Below are 17,051 nucleotides of genomic sequence, written 5' to 3'. Positions count from 1 at the left end.
TCAGCAGAACGCGGGCGTTCCCTAACTGTGGGGCAGGCACCAGGTCATGGGGTACTCCTCGTACTGGTGTGTGGGGGCATCCGGCGTGGCACTGGTGCGGGCCGACACCGCCGTGTGCCTCCGAAGTCGCCGCGCGGGCGTCGCGCGCCCCGGCGCGTTCACCCATCCGCGCCCCCAACCCGGAACGCCGGGCCAGGACACCCGACCAGAACGCCGGACCACGGCTCCGGTTGCCAGGTCCTCATCCTCTGTGCGTAGCCTGAATCTACACCTTCCTGTACATACGCCCTGGAGCCGGGTGGCCCTCGGGCCTCCCCGGGAGCGGTGGCGCCGCCGCAACGGGGCGCCGGAACGGGCCGCCGCACACCGGGCGGCGGCCCGGGAGGGAGCGGGACGCACGATGACGGAACGATCAGGGCCGTTGTGGGACCCGGTGCTGGGCCGCGCGCCGTTGCCCCGCGCCGCGGCCACCCTGGGTTTCGAGCTGCTGGACGCCGATGCCGAGGAGGGCACGGTCGAGGTGGCGTTCACGGCCACCGCGGACTTCACCAATCCGCTGGGGAACGTGCTGGGCGGGTTCCTGGCCGCGATGCTGCACGACACCGTCGGCACGGCGCTGCTCGCCACCGTGGGGCCGGGCCGGTTCCAGTCCACCGAGGAGCTGACGGTGCGCTTCCTGCGCCCGGTCAGGCCGGGCCGGTTGGTCGGGACCGGGCACGTCGTGCACCGCGACGAGGACCACGCGTCCCTGGAGGCGGCGCTGTCGGACCCGACGGGCGCGATCGTCGCCACCGCGACGGCCCTCGCACGGATCGTCGACCTGGACGCCGGGGGCACGGCCCCCTGACACCCCGCGCGGCGCCGCACCGCTCGCCCCGGTGGTGCGACCCGGGACCTCGGCCCGGCGGCTTGGCCCTGCACCTCGGCCCGGTGGCTCGACCCGGTGCGCTCCCCGCGCACGCCCGCGCGGCCGCCCCCACACGCGGCCGCTACGGCCGGGCCCGCGGCCCCGCGCCGTCCCCGACCACGATGCGGCCCTCGTCGACGAGGGCGAGGACGGCCTCCTCGGTGGCCTCCAGGACGGAGTAGCGCGGCCTGAACCCCAGCAGCCGGGCGGTCTTCGCCATGGAGCAGTGCGGGCTGTGCTCCAGATGGCTCCTGGTGGTCTCGGCCTGCTGGGGCGGTACGGTGCGCGACCACTCGTCCCAGGGCAGGAAGTCCAGGTCGGCGTCGCGCCCGAACCACCCCGCGGCCGCCTCGGCGTAGCCGCGCAGGGTGACGGCGCCGTCCGCCACCGCGTGGAAGCTCTCGCCCACCGCCACGGAGCGGTTGTTGACGGCCGCCAGGAACACCCCGGCCACGTCGGCGGCGTGCACGTGCTGGAGCGTCTCCATGCCGAGGTTCGGCAGGACCACCCGGCTGCCGTCGGCGAGGTCCTCGAAGACACCGGGGTCGAGGTGGCCGGCCGGGTTGATCGGGGCCCAGCCGGGACCGGTGATGTGCCCGGGGTGGATCACCGTCGCGGGCAGGCCGCCACGCCGCGCCCGGGCCAGCAGCCGCTTCTCGATGGCGGCCTTCTCGATGCCGTACCGGCCGAGCGGCCTGCGGACGGAGTCCTCCGTGGTGGGGACGGCCGCGCTCGGGCCGTGCACCCAGATCGTGCCGCAGTGCAGCAGGTGCCCGACCCGGCCCTCCAGCGCGTCGTTCAACTGCTCCGCGCTCTGCTCGGTGAAGCAGATCAGGTCGATGACGACGTCCGCTCCGAGGCGGGCCACCCGGTCGCCGAAGTCCCCCGCCGCCTCCTCGGCCGTCCGGTCGGTCTCGATCGTCCGGACGTGGCGCCACCCGCCGTCCGTCCGGTAGGGGCGCCGCAGGCCGCGGCTGAGCACGGTGACCTCGTGGCCCCGGGAGACCAGGAGGGGGATGAGATAGGTCCCGATGTGGCCGGTGCCACCGATGACGACGACGCGCATCGCCCCACCGTAACCCGTGCTGCCCCGGGGGCACCGGGGTCAGGCGGGGTACGAGGCGGCGGCACCGACGGCGTGGCTCTTCGGGTCCCCGCCGTACTTGTTGGGGCCGTGGGTGCCCTCCAGCGCCATGAGCACGATGAGGGCGAGCCAGCCGAGCACGGGCACCAGGGCGATCAACTGCCACCAGCCGGTCCTGTCCGTGTCGTGCAGCCGCCGGCATCCCACGGCGAGGCTCGGCACGATCGTGGCCAGGCCGTAGAGCACGTCCGGGACCCTGCTGTTGATCGCCGTGTCGACGGCGAGCAGCAGAACGGAGATCACCAGATTGATCAATGCGAACGTCCAGTACTCGGCGCGCGACGCCCGTCCGCTGAACACCGCGTACTTCCTCCACACCTGCATGTACCAATGCACGGCCGGCCTCCCGTGGACTCGATCCGGAATCACTGCGAACTGACAATTCCGGTGCCCCGGTTGGACCGCTGAAAACGCGTGAGGTACGCCGCCGCGGGGCGGCCGAGATCGCAAAAGGACGGGGTGATCGGGAAACCGGCCGCGCGGGCGCCGGAGCGCACGCGGTACGGAAAGGCCGGCGCAGCCGGGAGTTCACCGCCGTCCACATCCGCGGGCGGGCCACCGCTCACCACGGGGAATCCCATGGTGAGCGGCCCGCCCTCCTCCTCGGTGCGGCGTTCGCCTTCCTGGTGCGGCGTCCGCCTTCCTGGTGCGGCGTCCGCGCTCCGGGTGCTGCGGCCGCGCTTCGTATTCGGTGTTCGCGCTCCGGGTGCGGTGTTCGCGCTCCGCGTACGGCACTCGGTTTCGCGACGGCCCGCCTTCGCACCCGCTATTCGGTTTCGCGCCCGGTATTCGGTTTCGCCTGTGGCGTTCACGCCCGGGTGCGGTGTTTGTGTTTCCGCGCGGTGTTCGTGTTTCACCTGCGGCGTGCGGTTTCGCCTGTGGTGTCGTGCGACTGGCGGCTTCTGCGTCAGGAACGCGCCGCCTGTGCCGGGTGCGGCGGGCGGGCGCGGTGGTGGGACAGGGGCGCATGGGGGTCGGGGCCCGTGGAGGTGTGGTCGGTGTGGACGGTGGCCGCGGTGAGGCGGGGCACGGCGTGGATGAGGGCGTGCTCGGCCGCCACGGCGACGCGGTGTGCGGCGCGGACGGTCAGATACGCGTCGACGACGATGTCCGCCTCGGCGCGCAGGGTGTGGCCGATCCAGCGCATCCGCACCTGGCCGACGGCCCGCACCCCGGCCACCTCGGCGAGCGCGGCCTCGGCGGTCGCCACCAGCCCGGGGTCGACGCCGTCCATCAGCCTGCGGTAGACCTCGCGGGCCGCGTCCTTGAGCACCAGCGCGATCGCGGCGGCGATGAGGAGTCCGACGACCGGGTCCGCCTGCGGCAGGCCCAGTGCGCCGCCGCCCGCTCCGGCCAGCACGGCCAGCGAGGTGTAGCCGTCGGTGCGGGCGTGCAGGCCGTCGGCGACCAGCGCGGCGGAGCCGATCCTGCGGCCGGTGCGGATCCGCAGGCGGGCCACCCACTCGTTGCCGGCGAAGCCGGCCAGAGCGGCCACCGCCACCGCCCACGGATGGGTGACCGCTCGCGGTTCGAGCAGCCGGCCGACGGCCTCGTAGGCGGTGAACGCGGCCGACGCCGCGATGGTCAGGACGATGACCACCCCGGCCAGGTCCTCGGCCCGGCCGTAGCCGTAGGTGTAGCGCCGGTTCGCCGCCCGCCGGCCGAGGACGAAGGCGATGCCCAGCGGCACCGCGGTCAGCGCGTCGGCGGCGTTGTGGACGGTGTCGCCGAGCAGCGCCACCGATCCGGACAGTACGACGATCAGCGCCTGCACGGCGGTCGTCGCGCCCAGCACCCCGAGGGACAGCCACAGGGTGCGCATGCCGTCCCGGGAGCCCTCCATCGCCGGGTCGACCTTGTCCGTGCTCGCGTGGCCGTGCGGGACGACCAGGCGGTGGAGCCGGTGCCGCAGCCGGGCCCACCGGTGGGGCGGACGGGTCCCGGACGCCTGCGGACGGCCGTGGCCGTGGTGGTGCGGGCCGTGCTGGTGGCCGCGGCCGTGCGGGTCCGAGGGGGCGCCGGCATGCGCGTGCCCGTGCGCGGTGCCGCCTGCCGGACGGCTCGTTCCGTGCGGGTGGTTGCCTGCCATACCGCCCACCATGGCACGCGAAACCGCTTGCAGCCATCACCGTCGTACCCGTCCTGACCAGGTGCGACGTGCTCGCAACTACGTCTTGGAGGCACATCGGGGCACGGACCGGGGGGCGCAGGCCCCGGCGGGCGGCGGTGCGCGACCGCACCCGTGCGGCACGCGGATGCGGATGCGGATGCGGTCGCAGCCGCCTCCGGACGGCACCGCCCGGGACCCGGCATGCGCCCCGGGACCCGGCACGGGCCCGGGACCCGACACCAGCCCGCCATCGGCACCAGCCCGCCATCGGCGACCCCGCCCGCGATCAGACCGCACCGCCCGGGCCGCCCCCGGGAACGCCCCCGTCACCCGCGGGGGTCACATCGCCGGCGGTCCACGCTGCCCGGCCCGGTGTCGGCTTGACAGGGCGTCAGCCATCTCCACAGGATATTGCTCATGACATTCATTTCCAATAGGAGGTAGCGTGCGCGTCGCATTCGTCGGCAAGGGCGGCAGCGGAAAGACGACCCTGGCCGCTCTGTTCTCCCGGCACCTCGCCCGCTCCGGCGCCCCGGTCGTCGCCGTCGACGGCGACATCAACCAGCACCTGGCCGAGGCGCTCGGACCCGGCGGGGAAGAGCCCTTCCGCGCCCCGCCGCTCAGCTCCCGGGTGGGCGCCATCAAGGACTTCCTGCGTGGCAGCAACCCGCGGATCGCCTCCGCCGAGGCCATGGTCAAGACCACCCCGCCGGGCCGCGGCTCACGCCTGCTGCGGCTGCTGGGCGACGACGAGGTGCACGGCCGGCACGTCCAGGAGGTGGACGGAATCCCGCTGATGGTGACGGGCGCGTTCGACGAGAGCGACCTCGGGGTGGCGTGCTACCACTCCAAGCTCGGCGTGGTGGAGCTGTACCTCAACCATCTCGTGGACGGGCCCGGCGAGTACGTCGTGGTGGACATGACCGCGGGCGCGGACGCCTTCGCCTCAGGGCTCTTCACCCGGTTCGACATGACCTTCCTGGTGGCGGAGCCGACCCGCAAGGGCGTGTCGGTCTACCGCCAGTACCGCGACCACGCCGCCGAGTTCGGCGTCCCGATCGCCGTGGTCGGCAACAAGGTCTGCGGCGAGGACGACCTGCTGTTCCTCAAGGAGCACGTCGGGGACGACCTGCTGACGCACTGCGTGCACTCGCCCTGGGTGCGGGCCAGGGAGCAGGGCCGTACGCACGGCGGCCTCGAACCGCACAACACCCACGCCCTGCGCGTGCTGCGCGAGACCGTCGACGCCTGCGCCAAGGACTGGGACGCCTTCCAGCGGCACGCCGTCACCTTCCACCTGCGCAACGCGGCGGCCTGGGCCGACCGGGCCACCGGCCTGGACCTCGGCGCCCAGGTCGACCCGGACTTCCGGCACGGTCCCACGGCACTGGCGGCCGCGGTCTGAGCCCCGCACGGGCGGCGATCCCGTGCGCCGCCCGAGGCGGATCGCGCGCGCACCCGTTCGACCGTCCCGGGACCCGCGGAACCCACCGCCCACCGCCCACGGGCGCCACCGCCACGCCTCCCCGCACCGCCGGCCACGAGCCACGGGCCAGGGACCACCGACCCGACCACCGACCACCGACCACAGAAAAGGAAACCCTCCATGTCGCTCGACGTCTCCCCCCGCCTGCTCAGCGCCGCCGAGAGCGGCGATATCCGCGAAGAGGACTTCGTGGAGACCGTCCGGACCTCGCTGCCGTACGCCTACCGGCTGATCGCCCGACTGACCGGCGAACTGTTCGCGGGCACCGCCGAGTTCGCCGACAACCACACTCCGCCGCCCTCCGAGAAGGAGCGCGGCCAGCTACTGCGCGCGTTGTCCAGCGATGCCATCCGGGGCAGCCTGGAACGTCACTTCGGCGTCGCGCTCGCCTTCATGAACTGCCACCGGGTGGCCGTCTTCCGGCCCGAGTCCCGCGGCGGCGCCACGCACACCCGCTTCACCTCGCTCCGCTCCCAGATCCTCAACCAGTCACCGGAGTTCCGCGACTGCTGACCCCCACCGCCCGCCTCGCCACGCCGCCCCCGCCACGCCGCCGCCGGCCGGCCGCTCGCGCCGGCGCGGGCCACGGGCCGCACCGGTCGCGGCGCGACGCCCGCGCCGCCCGCGCCGGTCGCGAGGGGCGCGCTGAAGCTGAACGGGCGCGGTCGGGCGGCTGAACCGGGCCGGGCCGCGAGCTGAACCCGTCCGCTCCCCGCCCACGAAAGAGGCGGGGAGCGGACGTGCGTTCTGTTCAACGCCCGCTCCCGCTTGTACCGTTCAGATGTTCCGCCACGTTCTACGCGCGCAGACCATCGTTCCCCCACACCCCACCACCCCGCGATCCCCCCACCCCAGTGCACACCCCAGCACACACCCGCAGCTCACACCCCCACCACTCCGCAGTCACCGCCCCCCGCAACCCCACCGGACGGAGGTCCGACGGATGCCCGGAACCGGCATGTCCCGCAGACCCATCACCGCTCTCGCCCTGCTCGGCCTGCTCGCCACCGCGGTGGCGGCCGCCCAGACGGGCACCGCCCACCCGGCCGCCGCGGCCACCCCGCACCGGATCCTCTTCGACAACACCAAGGCGGAGACCGCGGCCAACGCCGACTGGGTGATCGGCACCAGCCAGCCCGACCCGCTGGGCGAGGACTCCAGCCCGTCCGCGGAGACCGACTGGACCGGCGCGCTCTCCTCCTGGGGCGTAGCCCTGCAGAAGACCGGCGACTACTCGCTGAAGACGCTGCCCACCGGCAACAGCATCACCTACGGCACCTCCTCGGCGCTCGACCTGCAGAACTTCGACACGTTCGTGCTGCCGGAGCCCAACGTCCTGCTGAGCTCCGCCGAGAAGACCGCCGTGATGAAGTTCGTGCAGAACGGCGGCGGGCTCTTCCTCATCTCCGACCACACCGGCGCCGACCGCAACAACGACGGCGAGGACGCGGTCGAGGTCATCAACGACCTGATGAAGAACAACTCTGTCGACAGCACCGACCCGTTCGGCTTCTCCGTCGACACCGTGGACGTGGGCAGCGACAACCCGAGGGCGATCTCCGACGCCACGAACCCCGTGCTGCACGGCTCCTTCGGCACCGTCACCGGCAGCATCATCCGCGACGGCGCCACGGCCACGCTGAAGCCGTCGGACAACGCCGCGGTGAAGGGGCTCGTCTACCGCACCGGGTCCTCGGGCAGCAGCGGCGCCTTCTTCGCCACCAGCACCTTCGGCAGCGGCCGGGTCGCGTTCTGGGGCGACAGCTCCCCCATCGACGACGGCACGGGCCACTCGGGCGACGACCTGTACGACGGCTGGAACGACCCGGCCGGCACCGACGCCGCCCTCGCCCTGAACGCCACCGAATGGCTCGCGGGCGGGTCGGGCGGCGGCGACGGCGGCGGCACGGGCAGTTGCACCGCGGCCCAGCTTCTCGCCAACCCCGGTTTCGAGTCGGGCAGCACCTCCTGGTCCGCCACCAGCGGCGTGATCACCAACAGCGGCTCCGAGCCGGCCCGCACCGGCTCCTACAAGGCCAAGCTGAACGGCTACGCCACCGCCCGCACCGACACCCTCTCCCAGTCGGTGCGGATACCGGCGGGCTGCGCGGCGACGCTGCGCTTCTACCTGCACATCGACACGGACGAGACCACCACCGCCACCGCGTACGACACGCTCAAGGCCCAGGTGCTCAGCTCCGGCGGCAGCACCCTGGCCACCCTGGGCACCTTCTCCAACCTCGACGCGGCAGGCGGTTACGTCCAGCGCACCTTCGACCTGAGCGGCTACGCCGGCCAGACGGTCACAATCAAGTTCACCGGCACGGAGGGCACCAAGCTCCAGACGACGTTCGTCATCGACGACACGGCCCTCAACGTGAGCTGACCGCCCCGGTGGCCCCGGGTCACCGGGGCCACCACGCGCGCCGGCGCACCACCCGGCCCCGCCCGGCCGGGGCGGCGGCGCCAGGTGCGCGCCGGGGACCGTGCCACGGCCTCGAAGCCGGCCGCGCGGCCCTCCGGGCGGCGGTCGGCCACGGGCAGGAGCCCCGGGTCGCTCCTCGACCTGCACCGGCACCTGCTGCCGCGCCACGTGGAGCTGGACGTGCCCTTCGACCCGGCCGCGGAACGCCGCCTGTGTGGACGACCTCGTCCAGTTCTACCTGCCCAACCTGCCCTTCGCGCCGGTCCGGGCGGGGACGGGGGCCAGGTGCCGCACGGACACGGCCGACCGGGACGCGACCGGCCGCGGGGGGCACCGGTGACGGCCGCTCAGGTCCTGGCGGGTGCCCCGGGCAACCGGTGGGTCGGGCGCGGGTAGCCGGGCCGGAAGGACGCGGGCGCGGTGGCAGCGGCCGAGGAGGCGCCGGTAGCCAGGTCGGCGGCGCGCACGGCGGCGCGCACGGCCGCGTCCAACCGCCCCGGCTCGCAGGCCACCCGTGCGTTGATGCGCACCCGGGCCCGGGCCATGGCGCCGCCGTCCGTGCCGACGAAGGGCCGCCGGCCCTGCCCGGTGACGCCGACCTGGGTGCTGCGGCCCTCGGGGTCCTCCAGGTGCACCTTGGCATGGCCGACCAGCCAGTCACGCGCGGCCAGCGAGGTGAGCAGCACGCGTGCCCAGTGCGCCGAGGAGAACGCGGGCGCACCGGACACCACGACCGTGTGGTTGAGCCAGGCGAGCAGCGCCTCGGCCGCGGCGTACCGGTCGTAGTCGACGTCCAGGTCGCTGCCGCGGCCCGGCAGCGGACCGGGGTCGGCTGCGCCGGCCAGGAGCCGGGCCAGGGCGTCGAGACCGGCGCCGGTGAGCGCCGAGCAGGTGTGCACGGGCGTCGCCGGGTGCAGGCCCGACAGCGCGGCCCGCACCGCCTGGAGGGCGCGGGGCGCGGTGACGTCGGCCTTGTTCAGCGCGATCAGGTCGGCCTCGGCGAGCTGGCGGTCGAAGAGGTAGGCGAGGTCGGCGTCCCCGGTGCCGGGGAGCGCGGTGAAGCGGGCCGGGTCGACGACGGTCACCAGGGGCGCGACACGGACGAGGGGGCCGTACTCCCGCAGCAGCGGGCGGACCACGGTGGCCTGGAGGTCCGTGCAGCTTCCGACCGCCTCGGCCAGCACCACGTCGGCACCGCGCGCGACCGCCTGCGTGGTGACCTCCGTCAGGTCCTCGAACCGGCAGCAGAAGCAGCCGCCGGTGACCTCGGCGACGACTTCCGCCGACGACCGGGCGACGGCGGTGTCGACCAGTTCCTCGCCCTGGTCGTTGGTGATCACGGCGACCCGTCTGCCGCGGGCCCCGAGCAGCCGGGCGACGGCGGTGAGCAGGGTGGTCTTGCCCGCGCCGAGGAAGCCGCCGAGCGCGGCGAAGACGAAGCGCGGGGGGCTTTCCGGGCTCCCGGGATCCTGCGGGGCGGTGGTCAACGGAACGTCACCACCAGCCGGTCGCCGCGCTCCAGGGTGACCTTCCTGGCCAGTGTGACCAGGGCCCGGCCGCCGGAGAGGGCGGTGCGGTGGGCGGCCAGCGCCACCGGCCGCCCGGCACGGGTGATCCGCCTGACGCTCGCCCCGGGGTTCCGTGCGCCGTCCTCCCCCGTGCCGCCGCCGTCCGGCGGCGCGGCCGCGAACGAGGCGAGCCGCAGCCTGCCGTAGCGGACCTCGATCTCGCTCCTGACACTCCGGCCGGTACGCGTCTGCCGGTACAGGCCCCAGCCCTCGGCGGCGGTGAACGCTGCGGCGAAGTCGTCCGGCGACAGCCTCGGCGCGAAGCCGAGGTGACCGCGCGGGCCGTGGTACTCGTAGCCGGTGGCCGCGAGGTAGACGGCGTGGCTCATCATGGCGCGCGCGTAGTGGTCCGAGCACTCGACCTCGTTGTACGGGTTGCGCCGGTCGGCGGTGTAGCGGTCGTGCACGGCGCGGGTCACCGCGAGCGCCTCGTCGACCATGCCCTCCGCCATCAACTGGGCCGCGAACTGGTACTCGACACCGGTCCACACCTCGTTGAAGTAGCCGATGACTGCGGGGTCGCCGCTGCCCGGCGCGGTGTCGGAGCCGCCGAAGGGCCAGGTGCACAGCAGCGTGCCGGCCTCGCCGGCGGTGCTGTAGACCCGGCCGCCCTCGATGCCCGACTCGTCCTTGTACGCCTGTGCGTCCGGCAGGAAGTTGTTGCGGAACATGTTCGCCAGCGCGGTGCGCGCCCGGCCCGCGGGGAAGACGCGCGGCAGCCCGAGCTGGAACGCGTACGTCTGGCCGAACATCTGGTCGAGGTGGCAGCCGCGGCCCGAGTTGACGGCGTCCGCGTGCGCCGGGTCGAGGTGCTGTTCGAAGTAGCCGTACCGCTCGTTCCACAGGCCGCCGAGCCGGGCGGTGCCCTCGGCGGCGAGGACGCGGCAGCGGGCGGCGAAGGCGTCGTCGGCCATGTCGTCGGCCATCTGCGCCGCGGCGTGCAGTGCCGCCACGTACAGACCGCTGATCCAGGGGATCTCGCCGTACCATGCGGAGTCCAGGGTGTTGTACTGGCGGCCCTGGAGGATGCCGTCGGCGCCTGCGGCATCCTGGCCGTCCGCCCCGATCAGGTACTCGGCGGCCTTCTTGACGTTCGGCCACACACGGGCGAGGAAGGTGTCGTCCGGGGCCATCTGGTGCTCGCGGCAGGCGCGCAGGATGTTGCCGCACTGGCCGTCGTGCGCGACCGTCCTGCCGTACTCGCCGCGGTAGTCGACGGCGCCGGTGTCCGGGTGGAAGGCCAGGCCGAAGTCGACGCGCTCGCGGGTGTCGCGCTCCAGCTCGGGGAAGAGGCGGGCGACGGACTGGGCGTAGTTCCACACGTGGGTGCAGGTGCCGTCGCAGCAGTACAGGCCCTCGAAGGCGTAGAAGCGCCCGCCCGCGAACCGGTGCACGGTACTGGTGGCCAGCGTCGAGGCGGGGGCGAGGGTGCGCTCCAGGAACCAGTGCGGGAGCGTGGAGTCGGTGTACCAGGTGCGGACGAAGTCGTGGGTGGCGGCGGCCAGTTCGCCACCGCGCACGGCGAGCAGCGCGGCGACCGCCCGGGCGTCGGCGAACCGGGTGCCGTAGTGCCTGCGGAGCGTCGCGGCACCGTCGAGCCGCTTGAACAGGTTCGGGTCGACGAGGTCGAAGTGCCAGCAGAGCGCGAACCGCACGGTCTCGGACGCCCCGGGCGCCAGCCTGACGCGCACGGTGACCGCGCCGGCCAGGCCGCGGGCCACCGCGTCGGCCTCGGCGGGTCCGTCCGCGGCGTCGAACCAGTCGGCCGGGGTGGCCCAGCGGTCGAGCGAGGGGCGGGCGGTGGCCGCCGGGTGGAAGGCGGTGAGGGCGAAGGTGCCGTGGTCGGTGAGCCGGTCGAGCGGCTGGGGGTCGAGCGGGGTGTCGGTGAAGCGGATCCGGTCGCAGTTGATGTGGCCCCAGCCGCCGGTCGCCTCGTCGACGATCTCGATGGTGGCCCGCCGGCCCTCGTACGCGCCGACGTCGGCGGCGCGCTCGACCAGTGTCTCCGCGTTGCGGCCGGTGAAGGACGCGACGACCTCGCCGTCGACGAGGACGTTGACGCAGGCCCGGCCGGCCTGGGCGCCGCCGCCGACGGCGGCGGCGACGTAGCGGCGCTCGACGGTGAAGGGGCGGCTGGTCAGCCTGCCGAGATGGCCGTCGGGGTCGCCGCCGTCGCCCGCGCGGAAGTTGTGGGAGGTGACGAAGCGGGTGCCGGTGGTGCCCAGGGGGCCTTCGCGGCGGAAGTAGTCGGGGCACTCGGCCTCGGTGACCGGTCCGGCGCCGAAGGCGGTGCCGGAGGCCGTCCAACCCGTGTAATCGCTGCGCTCCCACTCCTCGAAAACGATTTCCTGACGGGGTGACGGATCCGGGTCGCCGGCCCGGGCGGTGTACTGGATGCCCGTGCCGCCGCCCGCGCCGAACCGCTCCGCGCCGAGCAGCACCGGCTGCGTCGTCCGGCTGCGCACGCACACCGGGTTCTCGGCGAAACCGAGCACCTGGACGTCGGTGGTGCGGTCGGAGGTGTTGCGCAGGGTGTACTCGAAGACGGTGGCGGGCAGCGAGGAGTCGTCGGCCGCGGTGGGCACGAACGGCGAGTAGGCGTCGAGGCGCACCGCCACGGGTACCGCCGGATCGGCGAACTCCACCGTGCCCACGGGGTACTGCCCGGTGAAGACGACGTCCCGGAAGCCGTCGCCGTCAAGGCTCCGCGTTCCGCCGCTCCAGCGCAGGGCGAACCCGGTGCGCAGCGGGGCGGCGGGTGCCGGCGGGTGCGCGTAGTGCACGCCCTGCCAGTCGGCGCCGCCGTAGGGGAAGCCGTCCGGGTTGAAGACCTCCCACAGCCAGGTCCTGCCGTCCCCGGACAGGTGGACCTGCCCGGCACCCGCGCCGCCGACCGGCATCCCGATGTTGGCCTGCGCCGCCGCGCTGCCGTACCGGGTGGCGGTGCCGCGGGCGGCGAGCTCGGCGAGCCGGCCCCGGGAGAGCCCCTTGTCGGCGGGCACCGCGACCGCGCCCTGCGGCGGGAGGCCGAGCAGCACCGCGGCGGCGGCGCCCAGCGTGAGGAATCCCCTGCGTCCGACCCCCGCCCCCGGCGCAGGCCCGGCCGGCTCCCGACGTGGCGCGGGCGGGCAGCAGGACGCTCCCCCGCAGCAGGTGTGACCGGCCCTTTCCGTGCTGCGGACGGCCATCAGCCGACCCCTCTCCATGACGGCGGGCAAGGTGCTGAGCGCAGGTGGTGAAATCGATTTCTTGTATTCAATGAGCCCTGGAGGGAAACGTCAAGGACTCGGGGGCGCGCCCGGTGCGCCGACTGGCCCGGTTCCGCCCGGGGGTGACGGGTGGTCACCCCCGGCAAGGGGCCCGGCCCGCTTCGGCCACCCCTCCGCGGGGGCGGGTAAAGGGACGGCGAGGAGCGAGGGGGCCAAGCGCGGGGGAACTGAGGGCGGGGACGAGACGGGGACGAGACGGGGGGCGAGAGGGAGGCGAGAGGGGGACGAAATGCCGTTTCGGGAGCATGTGCCTGAACCAGCCACCCGGAAAAGGAGAATCCGCATGCAGTCATCACGTGTGCGTCAGCGTTTCGCCGCCACCGCCCTCCTTGCCCTCGCGGTCGGTGCGGGTGCGGTGACCACTGCCGCTCCCGCCGTGGCCGGGGACGGCTCCACCATCTTCGGCAAGGACAACACCGTGGCCATAGGCGATGTCGCGCTCGCCCCCGACAAGGCCGTCTCGGTCGACGTCACGTACTCCTGCGACGCCACCGGGGACCCGCTGCACCTGGGCGTCACCTGGCGGTTGGCCGACGAGCGTGACTCGGACATCCGCAGTCCCAGAGGGGTCGCCACGGTGCAGCACTCCGCGCTGACCTGCGACGCGAACAAGCACGGCATCCAGGTCACGGTGCCCGTACTGCTCCCGGAGGACAGCCTGCCGTTCGGCGTGGGCGACCCCGTGGAGGTCATGGCGCAGTTGGCCAATCCGGAAGGCGCCCCGTACGCGAAGATCGAGAAGGTCTCGACGCTCTGACGGCGAGCGGGAGCCGCGGCCCGCGGTGCCCGGCTCCTCCTCCCGACGGCTCCCCCTGCCCACGGCACCGGCGTGCGCGGCCGTCTCCCGGCGGCACCGGGGTCCGCGCCCGTCACAGGTCGAGGGACGCCGCGACCGGCAGGTGGTCGCTCGGGGTCGCGGGGAGGGTCCACGAGGAAACCGGTGTGATGCCCCTGACGAGGATGTTGTCGATCCTGGCCAGTGGGAACGCGGCGGGCCAGGTGAAGCCGAAGCCGGCGCCCGAGGTGTCCTGCGCGGAGCGCATCAGGCGGGTGAGGGGGGACAGGGCCGTGTCGCCGACCGTGCCGTTGAAGTCGCCCACGAGGACGGTCCTCGGCAGCGGGTCGGAGCGGACGGCGGAGGCCAGGATCCGCGCGGCGTCGTCGCGCCGGCCCGCGGTGAAGCCCGCCGCCGAGACCCGTACCGAGGGAAGGTGCGCGACGAAGACGGCGACGGGCCCCCGCGGGGTGCGGACGGTGCTGCGCAGGGCGCGCGGCCAAGCCATGATCGGCACCGTGCGGGTGTCGCTCAGCGGGTACCGGCTCCACAGGCCGACGGTGCCGTCCACCTCGTGGTACGGGTAACTGCCCGCCAGAGCCGCCGCGTAGGCCCCTGCCGTGTCGGGTCCCAGCTCTTCGAGGGCCACGAGGCCGGCACCCGAGGCGGCGAGCGCGGCGGCGGTGCCCTTCGGGTCGGGGTTCGCGGCGTTCACGTTGTGGCTGACGACCGTCAGGTCACCGCCCGCGGTCTGCTTGTCGAGGAGCGTGCCGCCGAAGAGCAGCGACCAGACGACGGCCGGCAGCAGCGCCGCGACCGCGGCGCGCGACGAGCGCCGGACGGCCGCGAGCCCCAGCGTCAGGGGCACCGCGAGCCCCAGCCAGGGCAGGAAGGTCTCGGCGAGGCTGCCGAGGTTGCCGATCCGGTTGGGCACGTGGGCGTGCAGCAGCATCAGGAGCGCGGACGCCACCGCGAAGGCGGCGGTGAGCAGCCCGCGGCGGGGGTCGGCGGGGCGCCGCACCGCACGGAGGGCGTGCCGCACCGCCCCGAGGACGTGCCGCACCGTACCGGCGTCCTGCCACCTCGCGCGGAGGTCCCGCCGTACCGCGCGCGGGCCCTCACGTCCCCCTTCGGGCTCGGGCGAGGCCGCACCGGCCCCGCGAGGGGCGAGGCCGTCCTCGCGGCGTGCCGCACCGGGTCCGGACGGCACCACGACGCCGGCACGCCGCGCCGCGCCCGGGTCGTACCACTCCGTGCCGGATGCGGGCGCCGCCGCACCGCGTGCGCGCCGGGTGCCGGATCCGTGCCGCCCCGCACCGGGTTCGCGCCGCACCCTGCCGGGGGCACGCTGCGCGGTGCCCAGGGCGCACCGCGCGTCATCGCGTTCGGCCGGTGCCGTGTCGGGGGCACGGCGGCCGGTGGCCGCGGGCGGCTCGGTGACGGGGCGCGCGGAAAGCTGGGGCGCGGGCGGTCGGGGTGGGTTGTGCGTGCCGGCACGCGGGTGGGCAGAGGGCATCGGGAGGCCACCTCCAGGGTCCTGACGTGCGCGGGCCGCGCACCCTGACCACCCTGCGCGCCCCGGGTGTCAGTGCCGTCGGCACCGCCCGTCCGCCGCCGCTCGGTTGTTCGTCGGTTCCGTATCAGCCCGGGGTCCTGACGGCCGGGGCGCACGGCGCGGGTGGGGCGAGTGGGGGCGGGGGCGGGGCCGTGGCACGGGCCGCGCCCCCGCGCCGCCTCGATCCGGGCCGATCCGGACCCATCCGGGCCGGTCCCGGCCGATCCGCGCCGATCCGCGCCGATCCGGTTCACGAAGCCGGAGGACGGGAGGACGGGGACGGGAGGACGGGGACGGGAGGACGGGGACGGGAGGACGGGGACGGGAGGGCGGGGACGGGAGGGCGGCACGGCCACCGCGTCAGTGCCGGCCGCCACCGCCGCCGGTGCGAGCGCCGCGGCCGGTGCGAGCGCCGCCGCCCGTGCGAGCGCCGCGGCCGGTGCGGCCGTCGCCGGGGGCGCCGTGATCCTGGCCCGGGCCCGGCTGCGCCCGCCCCGGCCCGTCCGCCGCACGCCCGGCCCCCGCGGGCGGCAGGTGCAGGACCGCGCGTGCGCCGCCGTCCGGGGCGTTGGCGAAGGTGAGTGTGGCGCCGATGACTTGGGCCTGGCCCAGTGCGATGGTCAGGCCGAGGCCATGGCCGCCGCCGCGTTCGCTCGCACCGGTGAAGAAGCGCTGCGGTCCGCGGGCGAGGAGCTGTGCCGGGAAGCCGGGGCCGTGGTCGCGGACCTCGATCCGCGTGGCGCCGACGGTGACGTCGACCGGGGCACCGCCGTGCCGGTGGGCGTTGCCGACCAGGTTGGCCACGATCCGGTCGAGGCGGCGCGGGTCGGTCTCGGCGACCGGGGCGCCGGTGACCGAGAGCCGGGCGGTGAGCCCGGCCCTGTCCAGCGACTCCGCCACCGCTTCGGCGAGCGCCACGGGCCGCGGCTCGGAGTGTTCCGCGCCGGCGTCGAGGCGGGAGATCTCCAGCAGGTCCTCCACCAGCGCCCGCAGCACCCGGACCCGGTCCCTGACCAGTTCGGTGGGCTCGCTCTCCGGCAGCAGTTCCGCCGCGGTGACCAGGCCCATCAGCGGGGTGCGCAGTTCGTGGGCGACGTCGGCGGTGAAGCGCTGCTCGCTGCGGAGCCGGTCCCGCAGGCTGTCCGCCATCGAGTCGACGGTGGCGGCGATCTCGGTGATCTCGTCGCCGCCCGGCCCGCCGGCCCGGGTCCTGGCCTCCAGATCGCCGGCGGCGATCCGCCGTGCGGTGCCCGCGACCCGCCGCAGCCGCCGGTTGGGCAGCTCGGCGGCGAGCGCCGCCAGCGGGACGACGACGGCGAGCGCGGCCAGGGACGCCAGCCGCATGTGCCGGTCCAGGGCCTGCCGGCTGCGCAGGTCGGTGCCCGCGTCGACGCGCACCGCGAGCACCTGGCCGTCGACGCGGGTGGCCGCCCACTCCCACGGAACGGTCGGATCGCTGTCGTCGTAGAGGGTGCCCCGGCCCGTGGCGGTGACCTGCCGGGCGAGCGCGTCGGGCAGTTCGGCGAGGGGCGTGACGGACGCCTGCGTGCCGGTGCGCCGGTGGTCGGCGACGGCGGCGGTGAGCGCGGTGAGGGCGCGTTCCCGGTCCTCGTGCAGGGAGCGTTCCAGGGTGCTGTGGTGCACCAGCAGACCGATGGCGAGCGCCACCGCGCAGGACGCCACCGCCACCAGCGCGGCGATCTTCCAGCGCAGCGACCGCCAGTTCAGCAGCGGGCGCAGGGCGTGCGGGACGGTGCGGAGGTGGTGGGCGGCGCGGACGTGGGGAGTGCGGACGTGGGGGGTGCGGGGCAT

Annotated in this window: 12 protein-coding genes; 5 read left to right on the top strand and 7 right to left on the bottom strand. The window is 74.8% G+C overall.

What is annotated here, in order from left to right; translation table 11 throughout:
• Positions 1–400: 400 nt before the first annotated feature.
• Positions 401–847, top strand: coding sequence for a PaaI family thioesterase (locus IE313_RS11275; protein WP_189930856.1), 447 nt, complete (start codon positions 401–403; stop codon positions 845–847).
• A 142-nt stretch (positions 848–989) separates the two neighbouring features.
• On the opposite strand, the gene IE313_RS11270 is transcribed toward IE313_RS11275, so the two are convergent.
• From IE313_RS11270 to IE313_RS11260, 3 genes are all read right to left on the bottom strand, one after another.
• Positions 990–1,973, bottom strand: a complete 984-nt coding sequence (locus tag IE313_RS11270; RefSeq protein ID WP_189930855.1) for an NAD-dependent epimerase/dehydratase family protein — start codon at positions 1,971–1,973, stop codon at positions 990–992.
• Positions 1,974–2,012: 39 nt separating this feature from the next.
• Complete coding sequence (locus IE313_RS11265; RefSeq protein WP_189930854.1) at positions 2,013–2,387, bottom strand: DUF805 domain-containing protein; 375 nt, start codon at positions 2,385–2,387, stop codon at positions 2,013–2,015.
• Positions 2,388–2,958: 571 nt separating this feature from the next.
• Positions 2,959–4,140 carry a cation diffusion facilitator family transporter gene (locus IE313_RS11260; protein WP_189930853.1) on the bottom strand — a complete coding sequence of 394 codons (1,182 nt, stop codon included), beginning with the start codon at positions 4,138–4,140 and terminating at the stop codon, positions 2,959–2,961.
• Positions 4,141–4,606: 466 nt separating this feature from the next.
• On the opposite strand from IE313_RS11260, the gene IE313_RS11255 reads away from it, so the two are divergent.
• The 3 genes from IE313_RS11255 to IE313_RS11245 all read left to right on the top strand — a co-directional run bounded on the left by IE313_RS11255 (position 4,607) and on the right by IE313_RS11245 (position 8,033).
• Positions 4,607–5,566 carry an ATP-binding protein gene (locus IE313_RS11255; RefSeq protein ID WP_189930852.1) on the top strand — a complete coding sequence of 320 codons (960 nt, stop codon included), beginning with the start codon at positions 4,607–4,609 and terminating at the stop codon, positions 5,564–5,566.
• A gap of 201 nt (positions 5,567–5,767) precedes the next feature.
• Entirely contained in the window at positions 5,768–6,160 is a 393-nt protein-coding gene (locus tag IE313_RS11250; RefSeq protein ID WP_189930851.1) for an SCO5389 family protein, read from the top strand.
• Positions 6,161–6,590: 430 nt separating this feature from the next.
• Complete coding sequence (locus tag IE313_RS11245; RefSeq protein WP_189930850.1) at positions 6,591–8,033, top strand: hydrolase; 1,443 nt, start codon at positions 6,591–6,593, stop codon at positions 8,031–8,033.
• A gap of 386 nt (positions 8,034–8,419) precedes the next feature.
• Here IE313_RS11245 and IE313_RS11240 read toward each other — a convergent pair whose 3' ends face one another.
• Both IE313_RS11240 and IE313_RS11235 read right to left on the bottom strand, forming a co-directional pair.
• Complete coding sequence (locus IE313_RS11240) at positions 8,420–9,559, bottom strand: GTP-binding protein (protein WP_189930849.1); 1,140 nt, start codon at positions 9,557–9,559, stop codon at positions 8,420–8,422.
• Complete coding sequence (locus IE313_RS11235) at positions 9,556–12,828, bottom strand: GH116 family glycosyl-hydrolase (protein ID WP_189930848.1); 3,273 nt, start codon at positions 12,826–12,828, stop codon at positions 9,556–9,558. Before IE313_RS11235 ends, IE313_RS11240 begins: the two co-directional genes overlap by 4 nt.
• 364 nt (positions 12,829–13,192) lie before the next feature.
• Between IE313_RS11235 and IE313_RS11230 the strand changes: the two genes are divergently transcribed.
• Entirely contained in the window at positions 13,193–13,666 is a 474-nt protein-coding gene (locus IE313_RS11230; RefSeq protein WP_189930847.1) for a hypothetical protein, read from the top strand.
• Between the two features lie 112 nt (positions 13,667–13,778).
• Here the strand turns inward: IE313_RS11230 and IE313_RS11225 are convergent, their stop codons facing one another.
• Both IE313_RS11225 and IE313_RS11220 read right to left on the bottom strand, forming a co-directional pair.
• Positions 13,779–14,636, bottom strand: a complete 858-nt coding sequence (locus IE313_RS11225) for an endonuclease/exonuclease/phosphatase family protein (RefSeq protein WP_189931004.1) — start codon at positions 14,634–14,636, stop codon at positions 13,779–13,781.
• Positions 14,637–15,599: 963 nt separating this feature from the next.
• A complete protein-coding gene (locus tag IE313_RS11220) occupies positions 15,600–17,051 on the bottom strand; it encodes an ATP-binding protein (RefSeq protein ID WP_189930846.1) in 1,452 nt (483 codons plus the stop codon).

Origin of the sequence: Streptomyces sulfonofaciens (genome assembly GCF_014656295.1) — a bacterium.
In the GTDB taxonomy this organism is placed as follows: domain Bacteria; phylum Actinomycetota; class Actinomycetes; order Streptomycetales; family Streptomycetaceae; genus Streptomyces; species Streptomyces sulfonofaciens.
The sequence above is the reverse complement of the archived record's forward strand: the minus strand, read 5'-3'. Positions and strand labels throughout refer to the sequence as shown.